The organism is Flagellimonas ochracea, assembly GCF_009903685.1.
GTDB classification, from domain to species: domain Bacteria; phylum Bacteroidota; class Bacteroidia; order Flavobacteriales; family Flavobacteriaceae; genus Flagellimonas; species Flagellimonas ochracea.
On the sequence record NZ_JAAABI010000002.1, the window covers coordinates 237,148 to 261,910 of the forward strand.

Genomic DNA, 24,763 nt, shown 5'->3' on the forward strand with positions numbered 1-24,763 from the left:
ACCCTACTCTTTTTTCCTGACCGTTCTTTGTTCTATTCGCTTTTCGTAATGTTTTCCTTGAAAAATCCGCTGCACAAATATTCCGGGGACATGAATTTCATTGGGGTCCAAGCTTCCAGCCGGAAGCAACTCCTCCACTTCAGCCACGGTAACTTTTGCAGCTCCGCACATGCAAGGATTGAAATTGCGCGCAGTTCCCTTAAAAATCAGATTCCCCGCTTCATCTCCCTTCCATGCCTTTACAAATGCGAAATCAGCCTTGTAAGCTGGTTCCAGAACATACATTTTACCACCAAACTCCCGGGTCTCTTTTCCCTCTGCCACTTCTGTGCCATATCCCGCCGGGGTATAAAAAGCCGGAAATCCAGCTTGGGCCGCTCGACACTTTTCGGCCAACGTTCCCTGTGGGGTCAGTTCAACTTCCAATTCTCCGCTGAGCATTTGACGCTCAAATTCGTCATTTTCACCTACGTAGGAGGATATCATTTTTTTGATTTGATGTTTTTGCAGGAGTAGGCCCAAGCCGAAATCGTCCACCCCAGCATTATTCGATATGCAGGTAATGTCCTTGATGCCCAATCTTACCAGTTCCGCGATTGCATTTTCTGGGATTCCGCAAAGACCAAACCCTCCCAGCATAAAGGTCATTCCATCAGCAACACCATCTAAAGCTTTCCTTACGTCTGAAACTGTTTTATTGATCATAAATAATTTAGTTTTTCGATTGTTTGAAAATACGATTTAAATAAAAAAGCCCCAAGACATATTATGCCCGGGGCCAATGTTTTTTGTTGCTTCAATCACTAGAAGTCTATTTCTTCCAAATCGTCTTCGGTATCCAACTCTTCCTTTCGATCTTCCAGCACTTTGGTACAATCCACATTGATCGATATTTCCTCTGGTTCTTCAAAAGCTTCCTTGGACACGCCCAACTCCTCATTTTCATAATTCTTCTTCATATACAAGCCCCATATGGGCAATGCCATGGAGGCTCCTTGTCCGTATGTGAGGCTGGAAAAGTGAATGGCCCGGTCCTCACCTCCAACCCAAACACCTGTTACCAAATTGGGTACCATACCCATAAACCAACCATCACTCTGGTTTTGTGTAGTCCCCGTTTTTCCAGCAATGGGGTTGGTAAGCTCATAAGGATATCCGGTAATTATTTCTTTGTATACGGTCTGGTTTTTGGCAAAGGAATGCCTTAACCTGCCCCCTGAGCCATATTGAGTCACACCTTCCATGAGGTTGACCATGGCATAGGCCACGTCCTTGCTCAATACGTCCTTGGTTTCTGGTCTGTATTCATATAATACCGTGCCATTCTTATCCTCTATTCTGGTTACCATTACCGGTTTTACGTATACTCCTTGGTTGGCAAATGTTCCGTAGGCTCCCACCATTTCATATACATTAAAATCGGGTGTTCCTAGAGCAATGGAGGGCACTTCGGGAATTTCTCGCGTCAATCCCATATTTTTGGCAATGGCTGCCACAGATCCTGGACCTACTTTATCTATCAGCTGAGCTGTTACGGTATTTACGGAGTTGGCCAAGGCATTTTTTAGCGTCAGGTTTTCACCGGTGTATTTTCCGTTGGAGTTTTTGGGGCACCATGCTTCCATGTTGCCATGTTTTAATGGTTCTATGCAATATTGATTATCGGGCAAAGAGTCGCATGGGGAGTACCTGAGCTGGTCGATGGCCGCTGCATACACAAACGGTTTAAAAGTGGAGCCCGCTTGCCTTGCCCCTTGAATTACGTTGTCATACTGAAAATGCTTGTAGTCCACACCCCCCACCCAGGCCTTTACATGTCCTGTTTGTGGTTCCATTGACATCATGGCTGTTCTCAAAAATGTTTTATAGTAGCGAATGGAGTCCATGGGGGTCATCACAGTATCTTTCTCAAACGAATCGCTGTTCCAATCAAAGACCGTCATCTCGGTTTTTTGGTGGAAGGTACTTTCAATATCCTTATCGGTCATTCCTTCACGCTTCAAATACCTCCATCTTGCCGAGCGTTTCATCGCGCTTCGCATGATGGTATCAATAGCACCAGATGTTAAATCCAAAAAAGGAGCTGTGCGGTTTCTTTCTGGCGTGTTCTGATGGAAAAATTCGGCCTGTAGATTTTTCATATGCTCTTGAACGGCTTCCTCCGCGTTTTTCTGCATGCGTGAGTCTACCGTGGTATACACTTTAAGGCCGTCCAAGTAGATATTGTACTTTTCGCCATCTGGCTTAGGGTTCTTTTCCACCCAGTTGTTCAAAAATCGCTGTAAGTACATCCTAAAATAAGTGGCCAGTCCTTCCCTGTGTGATTCTGGATTGAAGTTGATATCCATTTTCAGCTTTTGCAGGGAGTCTTTCTCTTTCTGTGTTATGTAATCGTACTTGGCCATTTGTGCCAAGACAGTATTTCTTCGGTTTAGAACCAAATCGTGTCTCCGAATCGGATTGTAAAGGGAAGAGTTCTTCAACATCCCGACCAAAACGGCCGATTCTTCAATTCTTAGTTCTGCTGGTTCCTTGCCAAAGTAAATTCGAGATGCAGATCGTATGCCGTCCGCATTGTAGTTGAAGTCATAGATATTCATATACATGGCTATGATTTCTTCCTTGGTGTAGTTTCGTTCCAATCTGGCGGCAATGACCCATTCTTTTATTTTTTGAAGCACAGCCTGCATTTTGTTCTTTGACCGTACACCAACGAAAAGCTGCCTTGAAAGTTGTTGGGAGATGGTACTCGCCCCTCCTTTACTCCCCAAGAAAATCAAGGCCCTCAATGTGCCTCGTGCATCTATGCCAGAATGATTATAATACCGCGCGTCTTCCGTGGCAACCAATGCGTTCACCAAATTTTGTGGTAAGTCTTCGTAAGCCACGGGGGTTCGGTTATCGTTTAGATACAGTTTCCCCAAGGTTTCACCATCGGACGATATAAACTCAGTGGCTAAATTGGTCTCTGGATTTTCTAAACGCTCAAAAGTGGGCATGGCTCCAAAAACTCCGCATGAAGCCAAGAGGAAAATCAGTGTAACCAAAAGAACACCGGAGCCAAATAGAATCCAAAACCATTTTATGTACGTGAAGTAGCCTTTTTGTTCCTGCCGTTTAGATTTTGCCATTTTTATTGGGTGCTTTTTTCAATTTCCAAACCAACATCTGTAATCCCATCCAGTATTTGTACGCCTTCCACATTTCCGTTTTGGCGCATGGCATGGATAATGCTCACCTTATATACGCCCGAATCGGGAAAAACGATTTTTTCCTTATACCAAAGTTTATTTTCCTTGATGCTTCCCAAACCTTTGCCCAACCATTCCCCTGTGGGTTCTGCCATGCGGTACTCCAGTGTATCTTTTTGTGTGTTTCCGTCTGGATGTTCCAACTCGGCAATCAAAAACAGGTTGTTATATGGGAAAACATCGTCGTTTCTAATGTTGATGAACATATTATAGGTTTGTGTCGTGTCCAACCCTTCAACTTCAAAATGGGCCGGTTTATCCACTTCCCACTTTCCATCATTCATTGTTTGGTAATCGGAGAAAACCAGATTGGAATTACAGGAAGCAATTCCCAAAAGCAGCACGACTAGAAAACTATTTCGCATCTGAAGAGGTTTTGGCTGTGGGTCTGTTTTTTCTTCTTTTCTTGTTTTTTCTCTTCTTTGGCCTGTCAAATCTTGTCAAGCTGTCTTGCCCAACCACATTTTCAAAAACGGTGTTATGATCATCTATGTTGTCTTGTGCAAATTCCTCTAAACTGGAGACTTTTTCGTTGTTTTTGTTTTTTTCGAGAATTTTCAGCACTTGGTCCTTTTTTAGGGCATGCCAAGTTGCTGGGTCGTCCTTATAGGAAAACCATAGGGTTTCCTTGAAAATATCTGCTTTTTGGCAGAAAGCCAATCCTTTTTTGGTCATCAGCTTACTATCCTGTGGAGGAAACTCTTTCAGAGCCTCCAAATACATATCGAGTTCATAATTGAGACAACATTTGAGCTTGCCGCATTGTCCCGCTAATTTTTGCGGATTCAACGCCAACTGTTGGTATCTTGCCGATGCAGTACTCACTGACCTAAAGTCGGTTAACCATGTGGAGCAGCAAAGTTCACGCCCACAGGACCCGATACCACCAAGACGCTGAGCTTCCTGCCTGTATCCTATTTGACGCATCTCAATCCGAATGCCGAAGGCCCGTGCCATGTCCTTGATCAATTGTCTAAAATCTACTCGATCCTCAGCGGTATAGTAAAAGGTTGCTTTGGAACCATCGCCTTGAAACTCTACGTCACTCAACTTCATCTGAAGTTTAAGAGAAATGGCTATTTCTCGAGCACGTTTTTTTATCTCTTCCTCTTTGTTTCTACTTTTTTGCCACACATCCACATCCCTTTGTGTAGCTTTTCGATAAATTTTTGGGAGAGACTTATCATCCAAAACCTTTTTGCGTTTCATCTGAACTTTTACCAACTCTCCGGTAAGAGTGACCATTCCCACGTCGTGCCCTGATTTGGATTGCGTGGCCACAACATCCCCTATGGAAAGCGGAAGATCATCCGCATTTTTAAAAAACTCTTTTCTGCTATTCTTAAAACGTACCTCAACACAATCAAAAGGTTTTTGACCGTTGGGCAGCGCCATATTGGAAAGCCAGTCAAAGACTGTAAGCTTGTTACAACCATCAGTGCCACAAGTACCGTTGTTCTTGCAACCACGCGGTTGTCCATCCTTCCCGGTTGAACAACTGCTACATCCCATATTTTGTATCTTGGTTTAAGGGAACTTTGCAGTATTTCCCTTAAATAAGGTTCATAAATTTACTAGATGTAAATATAGTACAATTTGTGGCGGTTGTGAAATACTACTTTTTGTACTTGAGGACCGGGGAACGGCCTTTCTTGAATATTTTGTTGCTCACCACTTTGCCCTTTCGTAACCTTTTTTGCTCTTCAAAAGGCAGGGCGTGTATTTGTTTGCATTCATCTGAACAGCAGTCATTCATGGCCTGTGTACATTCTTCACATTGAATAAACAACAAATGGCAGGCTTCGTTTGCGCAATTTACATGAGTGTCGCAGGGTTTTCCACATTGGTGGCAGTTGGAAATGACATCTTCCGAAATGCGTTCCCCTCTTCGATGGTCAAAAACAAAATTTTTGCCCAAAAACTTGTTTTCGAGGCTCTTTTCCTTGACCTGTCTGGCATATTCAATAATGCCTCCTTCCAATTGGTACACTTTTTTGAAGCCTTTATGCTTGTAGTAGGCACTCGCTTTTTCACAGCGAATGCCTCCTGTACAATACATCACCAATTTCTTGTCTTCCTTGTGGTTTTTCAAGTCATTTTCAATAATGTCCAAGGAGTCTCTAAAAGTATCCACGTCAGGAGTAATGGCATTTTTAAAGTGGCCTATCTCACTTTCGTAATGGTTTCTCATATCCACCAAAACAGTCTCAGGATCCTCTATAAGTTGATTGAATTGTTCAGCACCTACATGCACTCCTTTGTTGGTTACATCGAAGGTGTCATCATTTAAGCCATCAGCAACAATTTTTTTGCGGATTTTCACTTTTAATTTCAAAAAGGATTTGTTGTCTTGTTCAATAGCGATGTTGAGCCGCACATTCTCCAAAAAGGTAATGCTGTCCAGATGGTTCTTAAAAACTTCAAAGTTTTCCGCAGGAACCGAAAGTTGTGCATTAATGCCTTCATGGGCCACATAGATGCGACCAAGCACTTCCATTTTGTTCCAAGCAATAAAAAGATGGTTTCTTAGAATTTGAGGGTTCCCAATGTGCGCATATTTATAGAAAGAGATGGTAAGCCGGTCTTTGCCAGCTTCCTCAATGAGTTTTTCCCTTTCCTTCGCACTTAATGTATTGTACAGTTGCATGCTATACCAATATTTTAAGTTAAAGAATGGATATCTTCGTAAAACGCTGCAAAGATAAAAATTCTAAGAACCTATAAAAGAAAAGGGCTCCGTGTTACATAGAGCCCTTTTTAACTTTCAATCCCTTTTTCATAGCGCAATTTTTCCCATTGCTTGACTCGCGAATTTTCAAATTCCAATTCGCTATCTGGATTTTGAGTTAGTACACTTTAGATTCAATCTTACAAAAAGGTTGCGTCTCTTTTGCAGCATGCAGAAAGAAGTGTAATTTAGCCTTCCTAACAATTGAAAAACATGAGCAACGAGAAAGATGCAAAGTTAAAGGCGCTAAAACTGACACTGGACAAGCTGGACAAAACCTATGGTAAGGGAGCTGTGATGAAAATGGGGGATAGTGTTGTGGAAGATGTTGAGGTAATTCCGTCTGGTTCTTTAGGTTTGGATATTGCCTTGGGCGTTGGGGGATATCCTCGCGGACGTGTAATAGAAATTTATGGCCCCGAGTCTTCAGGTAAGACCACTTTAACGTTGCATGCCATGGCAGAGGCACAAAAGGCTGGTGGCATAGCAGCATTTATTGATGCAGAACATGCTTTTGACCGTTTTTACGCCAAAAATTTGGGTGTGGATATTGATAATTTAATCATTTCCCAACCCGATCACGGGGAACAAGCTCTAGAAATTGCTGATAATTTAATCCGTTCCGGTGCCATTGATATTGTAGTTATTGACTCAGTAGCGGCATTAACCCCAAAGAGTGAAATTGAAGGGGAAATGGGGGATTCCAAAATGGGGCTCCATGCACGACTCATGTCCCAAGCGCTTCGAAAACTGACTTCCACAATAAGCAAAACAAATTGTACTGTAATTTTTATCAACCAATTGCGTGAGAAAATTGGGGTGATGTTCGGAAATCCCGAAACTACTACGGGTGGTAATGCCCTCAAGTTCTATGCTTCAGTAAGGTTGGATATACGCCGATCCACACAGATAAAGGATACGGATGGCAACGTTCTGGGAAACAAAACCCGGGTAAAGGTAGTGAAGAACAAAGTTGCGCCACCATTTAGAACAGCAGAGTTTGACATTATGTACGGAGAAGGGATTTCCAAGGTAGGCGAGGTACTGGATTTGGGAGTCGCCTATGAAATTGTTAAGAAAAGTGGTTCATGGTTCAGCTATGGCGACACCAAACTCGGTCAAGGAAGAGATGCTGTAAAGGCGCTGCTGTTTGATAATCCTGAACTTTCTGAGGAGCTGGAGGCCAAAATAAAGGAAGCCATCGCTGCCGTGGGCAAATAAAACCATCCAACTTCCAAAGAACATCTATCAAGGTTGCGCCATTCCACGCAACCCTTGAATATACCAATCATCTAAAGAAAAAGAATTTGATGATGAAAAAGGGTTTTTTACCTATTGTTCTCGTTGTCGTATGTTTTTTGTTCAGTTCGTGTGATTTGGACGATGATACCCCGAATTTTCATTTTACTACATTGAATGTTGTACAGGTTTCTTTTCCTGAAGCGTTTGAGGTGAACAAAACCTATGATATTGAAGTAACTTATTTAAGGCCCGATGGCTGTACCTTCTTTGAAGGATTTGAAGTTACCAAAACGGGAGATACCGATAGGGATGTCGTTGTTATAGGAACAGTTTTGACCAATGAAGATGCAGTCTGCACACAGGCCATAGAAGAAGTCATAGCCAATTTTAGATTCAATGTGATTTTTACGGGTGAATATCATTTTAGGTTTTACAGTGGCCGTGATGAAAACGGCGATCCCGTATATCTGGAGTATACCGTTCCTGTAGAGGAAGCGCCATCAAATTAAGTAACAACAATCCAAAATTGACCAACGTTTGGATCTTGAAGAACTTATACATAATTGTAAAAAAGGAAAAAGGGAGGCCCAAGCTGAATTGTATCGGAAGTATTCCGGTATTCTTTTCGGGATGTGCCTAAAATACTCCAAAAACAAAACCGAAGCAGAGGATAACCTCCACGACAGTTTTGTGACCATTTTCAACAAAATAGACCAATACCGCTTTAAAGGTTCTTTTGAAGGTTGGATCAAAAGAATAACAGTGAACACGGTGTTGCAGAAATACAGAAAGGAACAGCACCTTAATGTGGTTTCCGAAAATTATGGGGAAACTGTTGAGGTTGATACGGAACATGCGGACATAAGCCTATCCACTCTTTTGGGGTACATTCAAGAATTGCCCAATAAATATAGGTTGACCTTCAACTTATATGTTTTAGACGGATACAGTCATAAAGAAATCAGTGAGATGTTGGGGACATCCACTGGGACATCAAAGTCAAATTTGGCCAGGGCCAAAATGATTTTGAGAGAAAAAATTGAAAAAGAAAATATAAATATTGCTTAAAGACCAATGTAATGGGGAAAAAGAATTTAGAGCAATTGTTTAAAGACAGCTTCAAGGATTTTGAACGAACACCTGACGAACGAGTTTGGGATTCCATAGAAGCCACTTTGGACAAAAAGAAACAGAAACGACGCATTATTCCATTTTGGTGGCAACTTGGTGGAATTGCTGCACTGCTGGCCATCCTTTTTTATGTGATAAATCCACTGGATACTACTACTGATGGAAATGAGGAAATCATTGTTTCTGATATTGAAAACACTGATGAGACGCCAAAAATTGAAGACAAAACAAAAGAAGCATTGCCTGCTGAAGTTAAGTCCAACAGGGATGAGAATCAGATTTTGACGGATACTTCAGACGAAACCGAAAAACGTTTGGATCAGACCACAGATGGTTCCATTGAAAAGGAATCTGGTTTTGATTCCAATGAGAAACTTGTCACGCAAACTCAGGATAAGAAAGAAGACTTGAATAAAAGAGAACCTTCTGTTGTTTCGGCCATTTCTGAAAAGAACAGGAAGAATGCACTGTTAGTAAACAATCGAGATGTTTTCAAGGAAACAGACCAGATGGATAATACCGTTGAAAAAATCAAAGAGCGTAGGTCCTTGGAAAGCACTAGCGGTGAAAAGGCACTGGCAGATAACACTGATAAGAATCCCAGCTCGAAAAAAAGTTCTTTGTCCGATGCCTTAGAAACTGAAAAACAGGGTAATGAAGCTCTTGCAGAAACCGAGGAAGAGGAAGAGACCGCTATAAAGCGATCCATTTTTGAAGCTATTGCAGAGCAAGAAGATGAAATTGAAGTGGTTGAAGCTTCTCAGGACAAATGGTCCGTTGGTCCTTCGGTGGCTCCGGTATATTTCAATGGTAATGGTGAAGGCTCACCGATACATTCAAACTTTGCCTCCAATTCCAAATCAGGAAACATTAATCTAAGCTATGGATTAACTGTTGCCTATACTATTAGTAAAAGGCTCAAAATCCGTTCTGGGGTGCATCGGGTCAATTATGGTTATGACACCAATGATGTTGTATTCTCTTCTTCACTAGAGGCTTCCACCGATCAAACAATTGACAACATCAACTATAGTGAAACCTCCCGCACCCTTGTGGTACAAAGCAAAAACGAGATTCAAGGAAAATCGTTGAATGATACTTCTGTTGAGTTGACCGCCAACGAGGTTCCCGCTTTAGAAGGAAAAATGGTACAGCAATTGGGTTACATCGAAGTGCCCCTGGAGCTCAACTACACCTTGATAGATAAAAAGCTTGGAGTTAACCTTATCGGTGGTGTTAGTTCTCTTTTTCTTGTGGAAAATACTGTTCTACTTGAATCTCAGGACTTGGTAACAGAAATGGGAAAGGCCAATAATGCCAACTCGGTAAACTACAGCACTAATATAGGTGTTGGACTTAATTATGAAATTTCGCCAAAACTGCAGTTCAACTTGGAACCCGTTTTTAAGTATCAACTGAACACGTTTTCAGAAACCGCCGGACCATTCAGGCCTTACTCCGTTGGTGTTTACAGCGGTGTCAGTTTAAGGTTTTAGGCATAACGAAGTTGGTTAGGAAGATTGCCCCTTTAGGCAATCAATTGGACACCCTGCTATTTGTGGGGTGTTTTTTTGTTCTTTAGCCTTGAGTTCATACCTGTCCCATACTCCAAAAAAGACAAAGTTGAAAAATCACTATTTTGAAGATCCTAAACCCACCGTTTTGACAAAAGGCAAATTTGAAGACATCCTAATTTATTTCTCAAGATCGCTCTTGGGAAAAGCGAGCGAAGAGGAAATTCTTTGGGATTTGGCCAAAAATTGTATCGCAAAACTCGGTTTTGTGGATTGCGTTATTTATTTATTGGATGAAAACAATAAGCTGCTTGTTCAAAAAGCTGCTTACGGCCCTAAGAATCCTAAAGACCACACCCTGTATAATCCTGTGCAGATCATGGTGGGGCAAGGTATAACAGGCTCCGTTGCCAAAACCGGTATTCCCGAATTGATTCATGACACTTCCAAAGACTCTCGGTATATAGAAGACGATGCCAAGAGATTATCCGAGATTTGTGTTCCTATTGCCGATGAAAATGTGATATATGGTGTAATCGATTGTGAGCATCCTGAAAAGGGCTTTTTTAATGAGTATCACTTAAAAATGTTATCCGCAGTAGCTTCCATCTGTGCCATAAAAATTAAAACGGTAAGAGCCGATAAAGCGCTTAGGGAAAAACAAGAAAAACTCTTATCAATAAGAGAAGAAATGGTAACATTGAAGTTCCAGGCATTGAACTCACAGCTCAACCCCCATTTTGTTTTCAACGCCCTGAATGCCATTCAATATTTTGTGACCAAGGAAAATAAGAAGAAAGCGCTGGAATATCTGTCCCTCTTCAGTCATTTGATACGATTCTATCTAAAAAATCTGGAAAAAGATACCATTCTTTTGACCGACGAGGTTGATATGCTCAAAAGTTACCTGAAGCTACAAAGTCTTCGATACGACGATTCTTTTTATTATACCATATCCTTAAAGGACAACAATAATGATTACATGGGAATGGAAATCCCTTCCTTTGTAATTCATACTCTTTTTGAGAACATCATCGAACAATCAGTGTTCAAAAAGCAGGAAAATCAACATTTTTATGTAGTATTCAATATTTTGGAGAACCATGTGCAATTAAAAGTTGACTATCGCGAAAATGAGAAGCCTAGTTCTGCTACCCCAGAGTACAGGCAAGGAATAGTCCAATTACAGGAACAAATTGACTTGCTGAACAGTGTAAAAGGTTATGGCATTACCTATAAAACTCTCGATGAGAAACAAACAAAAACTAAAAGCATAGAATTAATGCTTCCTAATCTTTATTCGAAGAGCTAAATCAAGTTTTCTTCATTAGGATGCCGAAACTATTATTCAGCGCTTATTTGTCAACTCTGTTAGCAGGAGCTCTCGAACCTCTTCCCGAAGCGTCGATTTATCTTCAGTCCCTAAGATTCCAGTTTCAAAAAAAGGCAACACTTTAACCCTTACCTTTCCGGGACCTCCACTGAAGAACGTGAAAGAAAATCGTTTTTTGTTATCATAAAAAACAATGGGGACTACCGGTATTTTATGGGCAATGGCCATTCTGAATGCGCCATCCTTAAATTCGTCCAATAGAACGCTCTCATCGGGCACTCCCCCCTCAGGAAAAATGCAGATACTCAACCCTTGGTTCAATCGCCTTTGGGCTCTGAGATACACTCCTGTGCGACTTTTTACGTTGTCACGATCGACCAAAATGCAAACCCGTTTATAAAAAAAGCCGAAAATGGGAATTTTTACCAATTCTTTTTTGCCAACAAAAACGAATGGGTTTTTGCTCACAGCCAGCATCAACATAATATCGAGCATACTGGTATGATTGGCTACGAGCATATAGCTTTTTCCTTTTTCTAGCTGCTGTTCCCATGTGATTTTTGGAATACAGCCCATCCCATAAAGTATAGGCTTAGCCCATAAGTTTCGGGCCATCCAAAAAAACTGGGGATATGTTTTTTCAGAAAGCGTAGCAACAATCAAAAAAGGCATGAAGATAAAAATGGGAATTGCGACCAATATATAAAACCAAAGCCTATACGAAATATGCCCAATACTTCTAAAAAGATGTGTCATATTATACATTGAATTCCCAAGCTTCAAAATTAAATTTTAAAGATGATTTAAATGGAAGATTTTCGGCTTGAATATTTAAACAAGATAAAATTCTTATTTCTTTCGTATCTCTTTTCTTCCCTGATACCAATCACAGAAAAAAAACATCTATCGTAATCTCTTAATTAACTATCTTAAGAATTGATAAAGACCAATACACTCTTTTCAGGACGAAAATATCGGAGGCCTAAGTTTAAAAAAATGAAGTATAGTATTTTGTTTTTAATCCTATCTTTTGGTTTAGGAATTGTGTGCCAAGCAAACGGACAAGCCGAAAAGTCCATTCCCTTTGAGGTCATAAAAAACCCCAAACATTTTGATTCCATTAATAAAACGCCAATTGAAGATGGTTATAAACCTACTTTCTTTTTTTCAGAGAAGACAATCCCAGATGATGAATATTGGATTCGGCTCGATTTCTCCAACGCCATCCCTGATTCATCTTTCAACAATACCTTGTATTTGAAGATGAACTCCTTCGACTATGGATATTTGTATTATTGGAATGGAACACGGATTTCTAAGAAAACTATAGGCCATTTTGAAGAAAACTCGGCAAGCAAAAAAATCCCCTTTGAAAACTACTATTCTGAAGTTCAAATAGACATTAAAAATCTAATCAAAAAAAAATATATTTATATAAAGGCAAAGCGTATTACCTTCAATGAAAGCATCCAGAATTGGAATTTTAGCTATTCATTCACACCGGCTTATTCAAATTACGACCTAAGTGACTTGAGGAAGCTGGTCCACTATTACATTTTTGCTGGACTATGCCTAGTGATTTGGCTCTCAACTTTGAGTTTTTTCTTCTATTTGAGAAAGTATGAGTTTCTTTTTTATTCGTTTTATATCTTGCTTCTTTTCTTCTATGTGGCAGGAGAAATCCTTAATATTAACTCATATATTTTTGGAGAAAATCAATTATTGCAGCACTGGTGGTCACAAGGCCTAATAATACCCGCTAACATTTTTTATGGTTTCTTCTTTATCTATTATCTAAGAACCAAACAAGACTATCCTAAAATCCATACACTAATGTATGTGATAATGGGCGGATTGATTTTGACCCTAACGGTAATAATTGTTTTTTACTTTTCAAATTATTTAAACGGTCTTATTTACATAAACACCTTTTTTATGAAGGTAGTCTATGCTCTGTGTGTTCTGGGTTTATTTTACTTGATTTTTTATCCTAAAAACAATCTGGCTTATTTTGTTATTTTTGCTTCGTTCGCATTTCTGATTTCCTCCTTAATCCATATCTATTTTGCCGATCCAAACGACGGTCTTTTATTGAACAGCAGGTACTATCTGCTACTTGGCTGTGTTTTGGAAATTATAATATTCACAGTAGGTCTTAATTACAAGGTTCATTTGGAATTCAAAGAAAATATTTCTTTGCAACAAAAAGCATTGAATGAAAAAAATAGGGCCTTAAGGGCTCAAATTAACCCACATTTCATTTTTAACGCTTTGAATTCATTGCAAAATTTGATTATTAAAGACAATAAGGTTTCCTCCTTAAAATATCTTTCCAATTTCAGTCGTTTGGCCAGAAGTGCCTTAGAGAGCTCCATAGAGCCCGATGCAACACTCCAATTGGAGATAAACATGCTAAAAGATTACCTAGAACTGGAATCCCTAAGATTTGACAGCGCTTTTTCTTATGAAATAGTCTGCCAGAAAGGTTTGGACACGGAGTCCATTAAAATACCGTTCATGATTTGTCAACCTTTTGCGGAAAATGCGATAATACATGGATTGCTTCCCAAAGAAGATGACAACAAAAAATTGATAATCAGTTTTAGTTTGGATGAAAATATTTTGACTTGCCGTATTGATGACAATGGTATTGGAAGACAGGCAGCAAAAGATAATGGTTCTTGGCATCAAAGAGCAAGAAAGTCACGAGGCATACAAGTGAGTAAGCTCCGTCTTGATTCAAGTGGATTAAGGGCCAACAATTATGAAATAATTGATAAAAAAGATTCCAATGGTAACTCTAAAGGCACCACAGTAATCATAAAAGTAACGGTGTCTTTTTAGGAAATGATTCCTCAAAGCACCAACCTTTATGTGTGAATCAAGTATGCACAGGTAGACTTTTTTGCACACTAACCAATAAATCTGATTTCATTGGAATTCTTTATGCATTACTTATTGGGGCGCTAGCTGGGTGGCTGGCAGAAAAGATTATGAAAGGCGGCGGTTTCGGTGTTCTTTTGAACATTGTTCTTGGTATTGTGGGCGGTGTTGTTGGAAATTGGGTCTTTGGCGCACTGGGCGTCCATATTGGTTCCGGTGTTGTGGGTAATCTCATAACAGGTGTCATTGGGGCCATTGTCGTTCTCTTTATTGCTGGGCTGTTCAAGAAATAGATTTCGGCAAACCATATGAAATAGCGGCTTCGGCTGCTTTTTTTATCCCTTTCGGATGCTTACATTTACGGACAAAAATCAAGCATGGCCCGAATTTTAACCGGCATCCAAAGTACAGGAACTCCCCATTTGGGAAACATTTTGGGAGCAATAATTCCCGCTATACAAATGGCACAAGACCCGAAAAACGAGTCTTTTCTTTTTATTGCTGATATGCATTCGCTCACCCAGATCAAGGATGGTGAGCTATTGAGACAGAATACATACGCCATCGCTTCAGCTTGGCTTGCCTTTGGTCTTGACATCGAGAAAACCGTTTTTTACAGGCAAAGCGATGTGCCCCAAACCGCTGAATTGGCATGGTACCTCAGTTGCTTTTTTCCATATCAGCGATTAACCTTGGCCCATTCTTTTAAAGACAAAGCTGATAGACTGGAGGATGTAAATGCCGGATTATTTTCTTACCCCATGCTTATGGCGGCGGATATTTTATTGTACGATGCCGATATCGTACCCGTTGGGAAAGATCAATTGCAGCATTTGGAAATGACCCGGGATGTTGCATCCAGATTTCATACTCAGATGGGTGAGGTATTTGTACTGCCACAAGCCAAAATTCATGAAGAAACCATGTACGTTCCGGGTACTGACGGGGAAAAAATGAGCAAGAGCCGCAACAACCTTATTGACATTTTCCAACCGGACAAAAAATTACGTAAACAGATTATGGGTATCGTTACGGACAGTACCCCAATGGAAGAGCCTAAGGACCCAAGCAAGGACAATGTCTTTGCGCTTTACAAGCTTTTGGCCGCTCCGGAGCAGGTTGAAGAAATGAGCGCCAATTATTTGGCAGGAAACTATGGGTATGGCCACGCCAAGCAAGCCTTATATGAGCTTGTTTTGAACAAATTTGAAGAGCCCCGTGAGAAATTTGATTACTACATGACCCATTTAGATGAAGTAGATGAAGCCTTGGCCGTTGGCTCGGAAAAGGCCAGAAAAGTAGCCGACGATGTATTGGGTAGAGTCCGAGGAAAATTGGGATATTAATTCGATTTATCTTTCATTCTAAACCTGTGCATTGCGCAGGTGAAGAATCCCACGTAATCAAGGAAAAGTCCATCTTTGGGTTTGCACTTTGAATCAATTCAAGCTTTTTTATCCGCATCCAACCTGTTATTTCTTTTTTACGGGCAATAGCATCTTGTACCTATATATATTTCTCCATGTATAAAAGATATCAATATCTGGCGGCAAAAGTCTTCTTCCCCAACGGTATATTTTCTTGATGTTCCGTCAAGCGTGTCGCCAAATTGTTTGTTATTCCAGTGTACAGCATTGGTTTGTTTCTATTTGTCAAAATGTAGACATAGTAAGTATGTTTGTCTTCAATATGCATATTGTTACTGTAAGAGATTCTTCGCTACTCTCAGAATGACAATTCAAATAGCCTCGAACAATTTACCAGGTAACGGCCTTATTAACCCTTTCATTTCCATATTAAGCAGCGTAGAGGAGGCTTTGTAAATGGGCAATTTGCATTCCAACGCCACGGTGTCCAATAATTGCTTGCCTTTCGATTGCAGATAAGAATAAATGGCTTGTTCTTGTTCTGTCAACTCCACAAACAGTTGTTTTTGAACCATACTTTCTTCCTTTTTCTCCTCTAATTCCCACCCCAGAAGATAAACGAGTTCCGCAGCGGAAGTCAGCAAATTTGCTTTTTGCCGTTTTATCAGATCATTACATCCCTTACTGAACTTATCGGTGCTTCGACCCGGCACCGCAAACACTTCCCTGTTATACCCGTTGGCCAAATCGGCCGTGACCAAGCTTCCTCCCTTTTCTGCTGATTCTACAACAATGGTGGCCTCACTCATTCCAGCAACAATTCGATTTCTTTTTAGAAAGTTTTCCCTTTCTGGTGTACTGGTGCTCCAAAAATCCGTCAAGAATCCCCCGTTTTCAAGGATTCCTTTAGCATACTTTTTGTGGGCTTTCGGATAAACCTGATTGAGTCCATGGGCCAAACATGCAATGGTTTGCAAGCCCTTGTCCACAGCCGCCCTTTGAATAGTAATATCCACACCATACGCCAATCCGCTCACAATAATTGGATCAAGGGGTGCAATCTCTTCAATGAATTTCTCACAAAAATCGGTACCGTAGCTGGTAATGTTCCTTGTACCCACGACACTAATTATCCTTTTGTTGTTCAAATCAATATTCCCTTTCTTAAAGAGTAAAATGGGACCATCTGGGCAATGCTTTAGATACTCTGGATAGTCATCAGCGATAAAATAGGAGGTATCAATCCGTTCCTGGACCAAAAACGTATATTCTGCCTCTGCTTCTGCTAAATGAACAGGGTCAAAAAGCCCTTTCAAAGTCTGTTGGCCTATGCCGTCAATTTTGAGTAGGTGTTGCCGTTTATCCTTAAAAACGGCCATTGGGCTACCACAACGGGCAATCAACTTTTTGGCAGTAATATCTCCAATGTTGGGTATGGCCTGCAGCCGAAGTGCTGCAATAATTTCAGGTTCAGTCATTTGATTTGGGACTCAAAGTTGTCCACAAAATACAGCTTTTCAAATGTTAATAAAAAGTGATGGGCTACATTTTGTTCTCCTTCTTTTTTTACAATATTTGTAGCTATGCGGATTGACTTCTACATAGAACAGTTGCTTTATGATCACCACTGCGTAGTTGTTCCTGGTTTTGGGGCATTTTTGTCCCATGCGAAACCGGCCAAGCTGGATACCGTATCCCAAACCTTGGCCCCTCCCTTCAAAACCATTTCCTTTAATTCGCAGTTGAACAAAAACGACGGTGTTTTGGTTTCCCATATTGCCCGAGACAAAAACTTGGGCTACGAGGAACTCTTACAGGAGGTGGAGCAAGTGTCCGAAACATGGAAAAAGAAGTTGGAACAGGGTGAAAGTATTGAACTTTTCAACATTGGAAAGCTATGGGCCAATCAAGAACAGCGCATTCAATTTCAACCAGAAGATAAAATCAACTATTTGACTTCATCCTTTGGGCTTTCGTCTCTTGCAATTACTCCTATTCAACGCGAGATGCTCAAGGAAGAAGTTGAAGAATTGGAAGAAAAAATTCCCTTTATTATTACCCCTGAAAAAAGGGAAGAGTCTTCGTTCAGGCCATGGCTGAAATATGCTGCCGTTCTATTCTTTGCCGTTTCATTGGGTATCACTTCATATAATACTTATGGCGATTTGCAGGAAAAGCAAGTTGCTGTGCGACAAGAGGCCCAACAGGAGGTTTCACGGTTGATTCAAGAGGCCACTTTCTTTGAAAGCGATCCTTTGGAATTGCCCGCCATAAATATCAATGTAACCAAGAGAAAGCTTGGCAGACACCATGTTATTGCCGGAGCATTCAGGATTGAGGAAAACGCCGATAAAAAGGTTGCACAGTTAAAGGAAAAGGGGTACAATGCCTTTTATTTGGGCCAGAACAAATATGGGCTTCACCAGGTAGCCTATGATAGTTTCGAGAATCCGAAGGAGGCACTTGCCTTTCTTCGCAAGGTAAAGACCACCGATTCTAGGGATGCCTGGCTGCTTTCAGAGAAATAGCCTTCTTTTCTTTAATACCATTTTCCGCTTCAATATCTTTGCGCAAATTCTAGAGGTATGCGTGCAAAGACTCCGAGTGAATCACGAACAATTATGACAGATTTGGTTTTGCCCAGTGAGACCAATCCCCTGAACAATCTTTTTGGAGGCGAGCTTTTGGCCCGAATGGATAGAGCGGCCAGTATTTCGGCTCGCAGGCACAGTCGCAGAATCACGGTGACCGCCTCAGTGAATCATGTGGCTTTTAACCACGCTGTGCCTCTCGGGAGCGTGGTAACGGTTGAAGCATCCGTTTCCCGGGCTTTTAGGACATCTATGGAGATTTTTATAGACGTTTGGATTGAGGACCGATTTACCGGAGATCGTACTAAAGCCAATGAGGCGATTTATACTTTTGTAGCGGTAGATGATACTGGAAAACCCACCGAGGTTCCTCCTCTAACTCCTGAAACCGACTTGGAAAAAGAGCGTTATGCCGCCGCTTTGAGACGCAAACAATTAAGTTTGGTGCTTGCCGGCAAACTTCCGCCATCTGAAGCTACTGAACTGAAGGCCCTGTTTTTTGATAGCTAAAATGTGAAAAGTGCTATTCCAACAGAAGGTAGAATTAGTTTTATATCATTGAAAAAACCATTTAACTCCGAAGCTGTGTCTACTTGCAATAAGTCCCATTGATGGTCAAGCTTAAGATAAATACCAATTGAATCGTTAAGGTTGTATGAAATTGCCAAGTTTGATGTTAATGAAAATCCATCATCCTTAAATCTAGTAGTGCCCTGTGTGTGCCAATATTGCACATAGCCAGGTCCAACTGCTATGTGAAGTCGAAGATAGTTGACTAATTTCAATGAATATCCTCCCGTAATGTGCAAGTGTAGGATTCGACTGTTCGAAATACCGCCCACCGCAGATATATTTTCTACATTTCCTTTAAAATAATTTAATTGGCCTCCAATGGTCCAATTGGATGGAAAGAGTACCCTGCCATCCAAATTAAGTCCTCCTTGTAAATTGTATCCCTCCATCACAAAATTATTTCCATACGATATCGGTAATGAATATGAGATGCCAAAAATTCCGAAAGGTACTACATTCGACTTTTTGGTCTCTTCTTGTGCAGCAGTGTTCATGACGTAAACAAGGCAGAGAATTGGGAAAATCGTTTTATATTCGAATTTCATAACCGTTTGTTTCTTGGTTAAACTTAATCTCTAATGTTGTTTCCCTTTTTATACCATTATTGAACAAACGAAAATATACCTGTATGGATTCGTGGCGAATATTGCGGAAGACGACAGTTTTTTGATTTACATTAGGGTATAACGATGTCGAAATTCTATCTGGCCATTGGCCATTCATTCCATCGTCATAAATAACATTTTTTCTGATAAAAGAAGCATTATGACGTATACTCAAGTACATGGAATCTGTTTTGTTCTCAATTCTTTTAATATTCAATCTTGATTCCACAATTGGCTTTATTGGTGTAGGCCCTATACTATATGTATAGTCCTTTAGGTCTAATTCTTCCATTTGCGTAAAAACAACAGTAGGCCAATCTTTGTTGTGTTCCATTCGATATTGATCATTGATGACCATCAGAATTTCATCAGCATTTTCTGGAGAAATGGCAGTTACGTTGAACTCTCCATTGGGATTCAAATTCGAGGTTCCCATTAAATCCAAATCCTCACTTGGTCCATAGGCGAATATAAAAGGGTAACCAGAAAAATTGCCCGCCGCATAAACATCAATTGGAAGTTCGGGTACTTGTTGTTTGTCTGGTAGGATGACTGTTCCCTTTACCAATAACCTAACATTGTCTTCATATGTAAGTTCACACCCAAAACATAGGAATGATAGGCTTACCATTAGAACTATTCTGTGCATAGAAAATGACTTCTTACCAACTTTCACCAATTGATGAAGGTCGACAGATTGTATTCACATCAAAATGTTGAGGTTAGAAATCGAAATTGTCTGGGTCTGGGCCGAATCGCTTATCGCAATTCAAGCTGTCCAACAACCTAATATCGTTTGATTCAATTTCAAAATCAAAGAGGTCTGCGTTGGACAATATACGTTCTTTTTTTGAAGATTTTGGGATAGTAATCACCCCTTTTTGCAAATCCCAACGCAACACTATCTGAGCAATGGTCTTGTTGTATTTTTTTGCAAGTTCTTTCATAGTATCCAAATCGAAGATGTTGCCTTGCATCAGTGGAGACCAAGCTTCGTATTGAATTCCTATGGAATGACAGAAATCTATCAACTCTTGTTGCACCAAATAGGGGTGAAATTCCATTTGGTTGACCATGGGAACAATTTTGGCATCAGGAAGCAAGTCTTCAATATGATGCTTTAAAAAATTGCTGATGCCTATCGCCCTAACTCTTTTTTCATCGTACAACCTTTCCATCGCCTTCCATGTTTCTTTGGATTTTTCTCCTTTTGGCCAATGAATCAAATACAAATCGAGGTAGTCCGTTCCCAAACGTTCCAAACTGGCATCAAAAGCCTTTAGGGTGGAATCATACCCTTGGTCTGTGTTCCAAACCTTGCTCACCAAAAAAACATCTTTTCGGTCTACAGTGCTTTGTTTGATGCCTTCACCTACACCTTCTTCATTATTATAAATAGAAGCTGTGTCAATATGCCTGTAGCCATGGTCCAAAGCATTTTTTACCGCATTTATAACTTCTTTGCCATCTTTTGAAAGATAAACCCCCAATCCAAAATAGGGCATCTCGACTCCGTTGTGCAGTTGAAAGGTTCCCTGTAAATCCGTTATTGTTCGCATGCTGTTATAATTGATAGATCCAATCCTCTGGGTTTAATCGGTTTGAGTCTCTGTATAGATAGAACTTTAGTTTGGTGGTTCCGTCAAACCGATTGGTATTAATATCTCCCAACACTTCTTTCACAGCAACCCTATCGCCCTTTTTTACATAGAGCTTTGAAAGATTATAGTATGTGCTTATATAATTTCCGTGCTTTATCTGAACTCCCTTGCTGCCTCCAGGGACTGAAAGAATGGCTATCACCTCGCCCTCGAAAATTGCTCTCGCCTTGCTTCCTTTATCCGTGGTGATCGTTACACCATTGTTTCTGTGTTTTATGCCTGGGTACAACTTATCGGAATAAACACCATAGCCTTGGCTTTTAATTCCTTTTTCCACTGGCCAAATGAGCCTTCCCTTGTTGGAGGAAAAATTATCCGCCAACAACTTTGCTTCTGGGGTCAGGGCGAATGTAGCAGCGCTAGCAGCCCTTCCTGACCCTCTGTTTGAACTGGCGATGGCACTGCGAATCAATCGTTCTATCTCCCGATCTATTTTCCTGGCTTCCCTTCGTTTCTCTTCAATCGCTGCGGCATACCGTGTTTCATTTTGACGGATACTGCGCAAAAGCGTCTTTTGAGATTCTATTTCCTTAAATAATTTATCCTTGACTGCCTTGTTTTCTACTAACAACTGCTCCTTTTCCTTACGTTGTTGTACCAATTCTTGATTCAACCCTGCCAGTTGCTCTGTTTTTTTAACAATGCTCTCGCCCTGCTTTTTCCTATGCTTCGCATATTGCTGCATGTACTGCAAGCGTTTAAAGGCTTGGAAAAAATTTTCAGCGGAGAGCAGGAACATTAAGCGATTATTTTGGGACTTATTTTGATACGTTTTTCGAATTAGGTTTGAATAATCATCCTTTAAGATTTTTAAATCTTCCCTAAGCTTGCTGATACTTCTAATGTTAACGTTTATCTGCCTGTTCAGCAGATTGGACTGTTGATTGGTAACGCGTATAAGCTCCTGCCGCACATTGATGCGTTTATCCAATGCTTCCATTTGGTCCAAGACATTGCCTTTTTCCTTTCTTTCTGCAAAAAGCAACCTATTGATTTCTTTAATTTCTTCTTGAAGGCGTTCCCTTTTCGCCTCTAGGGCTTTCTGCTCGCTGGTCTGTGCATAACAAAAAACAGATGATAAAAATATAATTATGTAGAAAACAATATAATATGAGTTTTTACTTATCATATTACTTTAATGTTATTTTATCATATCCATTCGGAACCCTATACGGAAAATTCAATGTTTTGTTGAGCTCCAAGTTTCTAAAACTTAAATCGATTACTGTTTGATCACCGTTCTCAGCCGCTACTATTTTAATTTCCTGAGGCAGTATGTTTCCTGAAATATCCTGATAAGTATATTTTGCCTTTAATTGACGATAGCTTTCTGGTTGTGAAATTTGCTGTAGTGCTATCTTGAAATTTCTAGGTTCCAATTGAAACAAGGTCTTAAAAAATGTTGCAGCCTTTTTTGGCTTTAACTGGTAATTGCCTTGACTGACATTCGATGTATATTTTTCTTCTCTCAAATCAAAAACTGCATTGCCCAATAGCATATTCTGCACCTTTTCAAAGTCCAAATCGGTTCCCAAAAGGTTACTGAGGTAACTGAAATCTCCATCAAAATACTCGTTCTGCAATTTGTTGTAAAAGGAAACCCTTTCTGGGGTAATATGCGCCTTTACAACTCCGAGTGGGGCACTCATCCAGATAACCTTGTCCTTTTCCATACGAAGACTAACGTTAACCCCTTGGCTTTCCTTACCGTTTGAGTAATCTATCTTAACTCTTCCCCGCAATGTTTTAAAATTGGGTTGGTTGTTGTAGTGGCTGTTTATGATGTTCCTTACCGACATTCTGATATCAACTTCACCACCCGCTATCGATTTGGTGCTTCTACAGGATCCCAATACTAGAACAAAGCCCATCAATAGCAGCAATCCTATCTTTTTTTGTATGTGCTGTGCCCAACTCATAATCCTGGCTTTATTTTATTGGTATACTCATTGGCCTTCGTTGTGTTTCCTATCTGTGTATAGGCTCTGGATAGCTCCCTATACATATTGTTTGCCAGAGCATCGTTATCCACGAGATAGTCCAATCCGTCTTCCAGAACTTCAATCGCTTTATTGGCATTGGAAGTGCCATTAAGTGCTGCTCCATACGCATAATAGAAAAAGGGCTGTAAAGGATAAGCGTCCAAAGCTTCTTTGGAAATAGCAAGAAGTGCTTCATGTTCGTTGCGCTCCAATAGATTCTTAATTCGATTTTGATAGTCTGCAACTGGGTTATCATCTTCCAATTGATTTTCCTTGATGCTGGGGGTAGTTGGCTCCACTATAACGTTTTTTTGTTGAAGGGAGTCATCTATTTTCCTCTTTATTTGGGCGGCAAACGATTGGTTATCCAATCCCATAATTATTATAAGTGCTTCTTGGTGTTTTTTCCTTTTAAAATATGCCAATGCCAAGTTTTCCTGTAGTTTCTGATTATCGAAAGGGATGTTCTGTTTAATGGCATCCAAAGTGTTCCCCTGTGCGTCCAAAATCTTCAACACGTTCTCCAAATACCAAAAATCCGTAGGTTCTGCATTTAAAGCTTGAAGAGCAAAATCTTGGGCCTTTATGTACTGTTTATCGCTATAATATGCCTTGGCCAATTCATAATCAATAACACTATAGGTAGGCTCCAACCGTTTACATTTTAGGAACAGGGCAATGGCTCTATCAAAATTTTGAATCCCCTTTTGCTTTAGGGCTTCAAAGAAGTTTTCTTGAAACTCATCGGTATATTCTTCTAAATAAACCTCTGCACTTTTTTCTTCTTGGGCATAGATTGGGCTATAGGTCCAAAGTGATACCATTAATCCTATTCCAAGAAGACATTTCTTGTCCATTGTTCAATTATTACTCCAAAACCGAATAATCCCCTATACTGATTGTCTCAAATTTTCCATCGAATACAACATGGTTCCCGATCATGGCATTATCCAAATTGGCATTGGTTATTTTACTGTTGCTTTGGATTAAACTATTCTTTATCGTGGTATTCTCTACCATGGTATTTGCACCTAAAGATACAAAAGGCCCTATCGTACTATTCCTAATTACAACATTTTCGCCAATAAAGCAGGGCTCAATGATGTTGGCATTGTCCTTTTTCACGGAGTTCGAAACCAGTTGCTCACCATCTTTTTCCAAAAAGCCCAACATGCGTTGATTGGTTTCCACGGTTACATTTTTATTGCCACAGTCCATCCATTCATCCACTTTACCTGGAACAAATTTCATGCCCTTTTCCATCATTCGTTTTATGCCATCATTGATTTGATATTCCCCGCCATGGGTAATATCATTATCCAATATATGCTGCAATTCCTTCTTGAGCACTCCCACATCCTTGAAGTAATAAATGCCAATTACGGCCAAATCCGAAACATACTCCTTGGGCTTCTCTACCAACTCCACAATTTCGTTGCTATCACTCAACTTTACCACCCCATAAGCTTCTGGATGCTCCACCTGCTTTACCCAAATAACACTGTCCGCAGATTTATCCAAATCAAAATCTGCCCGAATCAAAGTGTCCGCATAGGCAATTACCGCAGGGCCGCTCAATGATTCCTTGGCGCTCATAATGGCGTGTCCTGTTCCCAAAGGTTGATCTTGTCTATAAATTGATCCCTTTGCTCCCAAGCTTTCCGCCAATTGCATAAGGCTTTCTACAACATCATCCCCAAAAAAAGCAGGATCACCCAATATAAAAGCAACCTCTTCAATAGGTTCACCCAGCACTTTGGCAATATCGCTTACCAATCGATGCACAATGGGTTTCCCCGCCACGGGTATCAATGGTTTTGGAACTGTTAGGGTATGTGGCCTCAATCGAGACCCTCTTCCCGCCATTGGGACTATGATTTTCATAAATATATACTTAGTCTT

The 24,763-nt window shown here is 40.4% G+C and carries 25 protein-coding genes; 10 read left to right on the forward strand and 15 right to left on the reverse strand.

Annotated elements, in window-relative coordinates:
* Positions 1–3 precede the first annotated feature (3 nt).
* The 5 genes from GTQ34_RS06620 to trhO all read right to left on the reverse strand — a co-directional run bounded on the left by GTQ34_RS06620 (position 4) and on the right by trhO (position 5,898).
* A complete protein-coding gene (locus GTQ34_RS06620; RefSeq protein WP_166522996.1) occupies positions 4–705 on the reverse strand; it encodes a CoA transferase subunit A in 702 nt (233 codons plus the stop codon).
* Between the two features lie 98 nt (positions 706–803).
* Positions 804–3,131: a transglycosylase domain-containing protein gene (locus tag GTQ34_RS06625; RefSeq protein WP_166522997.1), complete on the reverse strand. Its 2,328-nt coding sequence runs from the start codon at positions 3,129–3,131 to the stop codon at positions 804–806.
* A gap of 2 nt (positions 3,132–3,133) precedes the next feature.
* Positions 3,134–3,616 (reverse strand): gliding motility lipoprotein GldH, encoded by a 483-nt coding sequence (locus tag GTQ34_RS06630; RefSeq protein ID WP_166522998.1) that lies wholly within the window; start codon positions 3,614–3,616, stop codon positions 3,134–3,136.
* Positions 3,606–4,763 carry a PSP1 domain-containing protein gene (locus GTQ34_RS06635; RefSeq protein WP_166522999.1) on the reverse strand — a complete coding sequence of 386 codons (1,158 nt, stop codon included), beginning with the start codon at positions 4,761–4,763 and terminating at the stop codon, positions 3,606–3,608. The genes GTQ34_RS06630 and GTQ34_RS06635 overlap by 11 nt, the downstream gene beginning before the upstream one ends.
* Positions 4,764–4,866: 103 nt before the next feature.
* Entirely contained in the window at positions 4,867–5,898 is a 1,032-nt protein-coding gene (gene trhO, locus GTQ34_RS06640) for an oxygen-dependent tRNA uridine(34) hydroxylase TrhO (protein WP_166523000.1), read from the reverse strand.
* A 294-nt stretch (positions 5,899–6,192) separates the two neighbouring features.
* On the opposite strand from trhO, the gene recA reads away from it, so the two are divergent.
* From recA to GTQ34_RS06665, 5 genes are all read left to right on the forward strand, one after another.
* The gene (gene recA / locus GTQ34_RS06645; protein ID WP_166523001.1) at positions 6,193–7,200 is read left to right on the forward strand and encodes a recombinase RecA; all 1,008 of its coding nucleotides are present in this window, start codon (positions 6,193–6,195) and stop codon (positions 7,198–7,200) included.
* 89 nt (positions 7,201–7,289) lie between these two features.
* Positions 7,290–7,730: a hypothetical protein gene (locus GTQ34_RS06650; RefSeq protein ID WP_235914982.1), complete on the forward strand. Its 441-nt coding sequence runs from the start codon at positions 7,290–7,292 to the stop codon at positions 7,728–7,730.
* A 28-nt stretch (positions 7,731–7,758) separates the two neighbouring features.
* Entirely contained in the window at positions 7,759–8,289 is a 531-nt protein-coding gene (locus GTQ34_RS06655; protein WP_166523002.1) for an RNA polymerase sigma factor, read from the forward strand.
* 11 nt (positions 8,290–8,300) lie between these two features.
* Entirely contained in the window at positions 8,301–9,848 is a 1,548-nt protein-coding gene (locus tag GTQ34_RS06660) for an outer membrane beta-barrel protein (protein ID WP_166523003.1), read from the forward strand.
* Positions 9,849–9,975: 127 nt separating this feature from the next.
* Positions 9,976–11,178 carry a histidine kinase gene (locus GTQ34_RS06665; protein WP_235914983.1) on the forward strand — a complete coding sequence of 401 codons (1,203 nt, stop codon included), beginning with the start codon at positions 9,976–9,978 and terminating at the stop codon, positions 11,176–11,178.
* A gap of 36 nt (positions 11,179–11,214) precedes the next feature.
* Here the strand turns inward: GTQ34_RS06665 and GTQ34_RS06670 are convergent, their stop codons facing one another.
* On the reverse strand, positions 11,215–11,955 hold the full coding sequence (locus GTQ34_RS06670) for a lysophospholipid acyltransferase family protein (RefSeq protein ID WP_166523004.1): 741 nt from the start codon (positions 11,953–11,955) through the stop codon (positions 11,215–11,217).
* A 240-nt stretch (positions 11,956–12,195) separates the two neighbouring features.
* On the opposite strand from GTQ34_RS06670, the gene GTQ34_RS06675 reads away from it, so the two are divergent.
* The 3 genes from GTQ34_RS06675 (at position 12,196) to trpS (ending at position 15,428) form a co-directional block, all read left to right on the forward strand.
* Positions 12,196–14,043: a sensor histidine kinase gene (locus GTQ34_RS06675; protein WP_166523005.1), complete on the forward strand. Its 1,848-nt coding sequence runs from the start codon at positions 12,196–12,198 to the stop codon at positions 14,041–14,043.
* 32 nt (positions 14,044–14,075) lie between these two features.
* The gene (locus GTQ34_RS06680) at positions 14,076–14,375 is read left to right on the forward strand and encodes a GlsB/YeaQ/YmgE family stress response membrane protein (protein ID WP_417936261.1); all 300 of its coding nucleotides are present in this window, start codon (positions 14,076–14,078) and stop codon (positions 14,373–14,375) included.
* Between the two features lie 84 nt (positions 14,376–14,459).
* Complete coding sequence (gene trpS, locus GTQ34_RS06685) at positions 14,460–15,428, forward strand: tryptophan--tRNA ligase (protein ID WP_166523006.1); 969 nt, start codon at positions 14,460–14,462, stop codon at positions 15,426–15,428.
* A gap of 190 nt (positions 15,429–15,618) precedes the next feature.
* On the opposite strand, the gene GTQ34_RS16930 is transcribed toward trpS, so the two are convergent.
* Together GTQ34_RS16930 and dprA are read right to left on the reverse strand one after the other, a co-directional pair.
* The gene (locus GTQ34_RS16930) at positions 15,619–15,777 is read right to left on the reverse strand and encodes a GIY-YIG nuclease family protein (protein ID WP_313790410.1); all 159 of its coding nucleotides are present in this window, start codon (positions 15,775–15,777) and stop codon (positions 15,619–15,621) included.
* Positions 15,778–15,820: 43 nt separating this feature from the next.
* On the reverse strand, positions 15,821–16,927 hold the full coding sequence (dprA, locus tag GTQ34_RS06695; RefSeq protein WP_166523007.1) for a DNA-processing protein DprA: 1,107 nt from the start codon (positions 16,925–16,927) through the stop codon (positions 15,821–15,823).
* A 105-nt stretch (positions 16,928–17,032) separates the two neighbouring features.
* Between dprA and GTQ34_RS06700 the strand changes: the two genes are divergently transcribed.
* Together GTQ34_RS06700 and GTQ34_RS06705 are read left to right on the forward strand one after the other, a co-directional pair.
* A complete protein-coding gene (locus tag GTQ34_RS06700; RefSeq protein WP_166523008.1) occupies positions 17,033–17,977 on the forward strand; it encodes an HU domain-containing protein in 945 nt (314 codons plus the stop codon).
* Positions 17,978–18,034: 57 nt separating this feature from the next.
* Complete coding sequence (locus GTQ34_RS06705) at positions 18,035–18,550, forward strand: acyl-CoA thioesterase (RefSeq protein WP_166523009.1); 516 nt, start codon at positions 18,035–18,037, stop codon at positions 18,548–18,550.
* Here GTQ34_RS06705 and GTQ34_RS06710 read toward each other — a convergent pair.
* The 7 genes from GTQ34_RS06710 to GTQ34_RS06740 form a co-directional block, all read right to left on the reverse strand.
* Positions 18,547–19,158 (reverse strand): hypothetical protein, encoded by a 612-nt coding sequence (locus GTQ34_RS06710; protein ID WP_166523010.1) that lies wholly within the window; start codon positions 19,156–19,158, stop codon positions 18,547–18,549. The genes GTQ34_RS06705 and GTQ34_RS06710 overlap by 4 nt on opposite strands.
* Complete coding sequence (locus tag GTQ34_RS06715; RefSeq protein WP_166523011.1) at positions 19,142–19,867, reverse strand: hypothetical protein; 726 nt, start codon at positions 19,865–19,867, stop codon at positions 19,142–19,144. The genes GTQ34_RS06710 and GTQ34_RS06715 overlap by 17 nt, the downstream gene beginning before the upstream one ends.
* Positions 19,868–19,940: 73 nt before the next feature.
* Positions 19,941–20,777: an aldo/keto reductase gene (locus GTQ34_RS06720; protein WP_166523012.1), complete on the reverse strand. Its 837-nt coding sequence runs from the start codon at positions 20,775–20,777 to the stop codon at positions 19,941–19,943.
* A 4-nt stretch (positions 20,778–20,781) separates the two neighbouring features.
* Positions 20,782–22,008 carry a murein hydrolase activator EnvC family protein gene (locus tag GTQ34_RS06725; protein ID WP_166523013.1) on the reverse strand — a complete coding sequence of 409 codons (1,227 nt, stop codon included), beginning with the start codon at positions 22,006–22,008 and terminating at the stop codon, positions 20,782–20,784.
* A gap of 1 nt (position 22,009) precedes the next feature.
* Entirely contained in the window at positions 22,010–22,798 is a 789-nt protein-coding gene (lolB1, locus tag GTQ34_RS06730) for a lipoprotein insertase outer membrane protein LolB1 (protein WP_166523014.1), read from the reverse strand.
* On the reverse strand, positions 22,795–23,718 hold the full coding sequence (locus GTQ34_RS06735; protein ID WP_166523015.1) for a tetratricopeptide repeat protein: 924 nt from the start codon (positions 23,716–23,718) through the stop codon (positions 22,795–22,797). Before GTQ34_RS06735 ends, lolB1 begins: the two co-directional genes overlap by 4 nt.
* Before the next feature lie 10 nt (positions 23,719–23,728).
* A complete protein-coding gene (locus GTQ34_RS06740; protein ID WP_166523016.1) occupies positions 23,729–24,745 on the reverse strand; it encodes a sugar phosphate nucleotidyltransferase in 1,017 nt (338 codons plus the stop codon).
* Positions 24,746–24,763 lie beyond the last annotated feature (18 nt).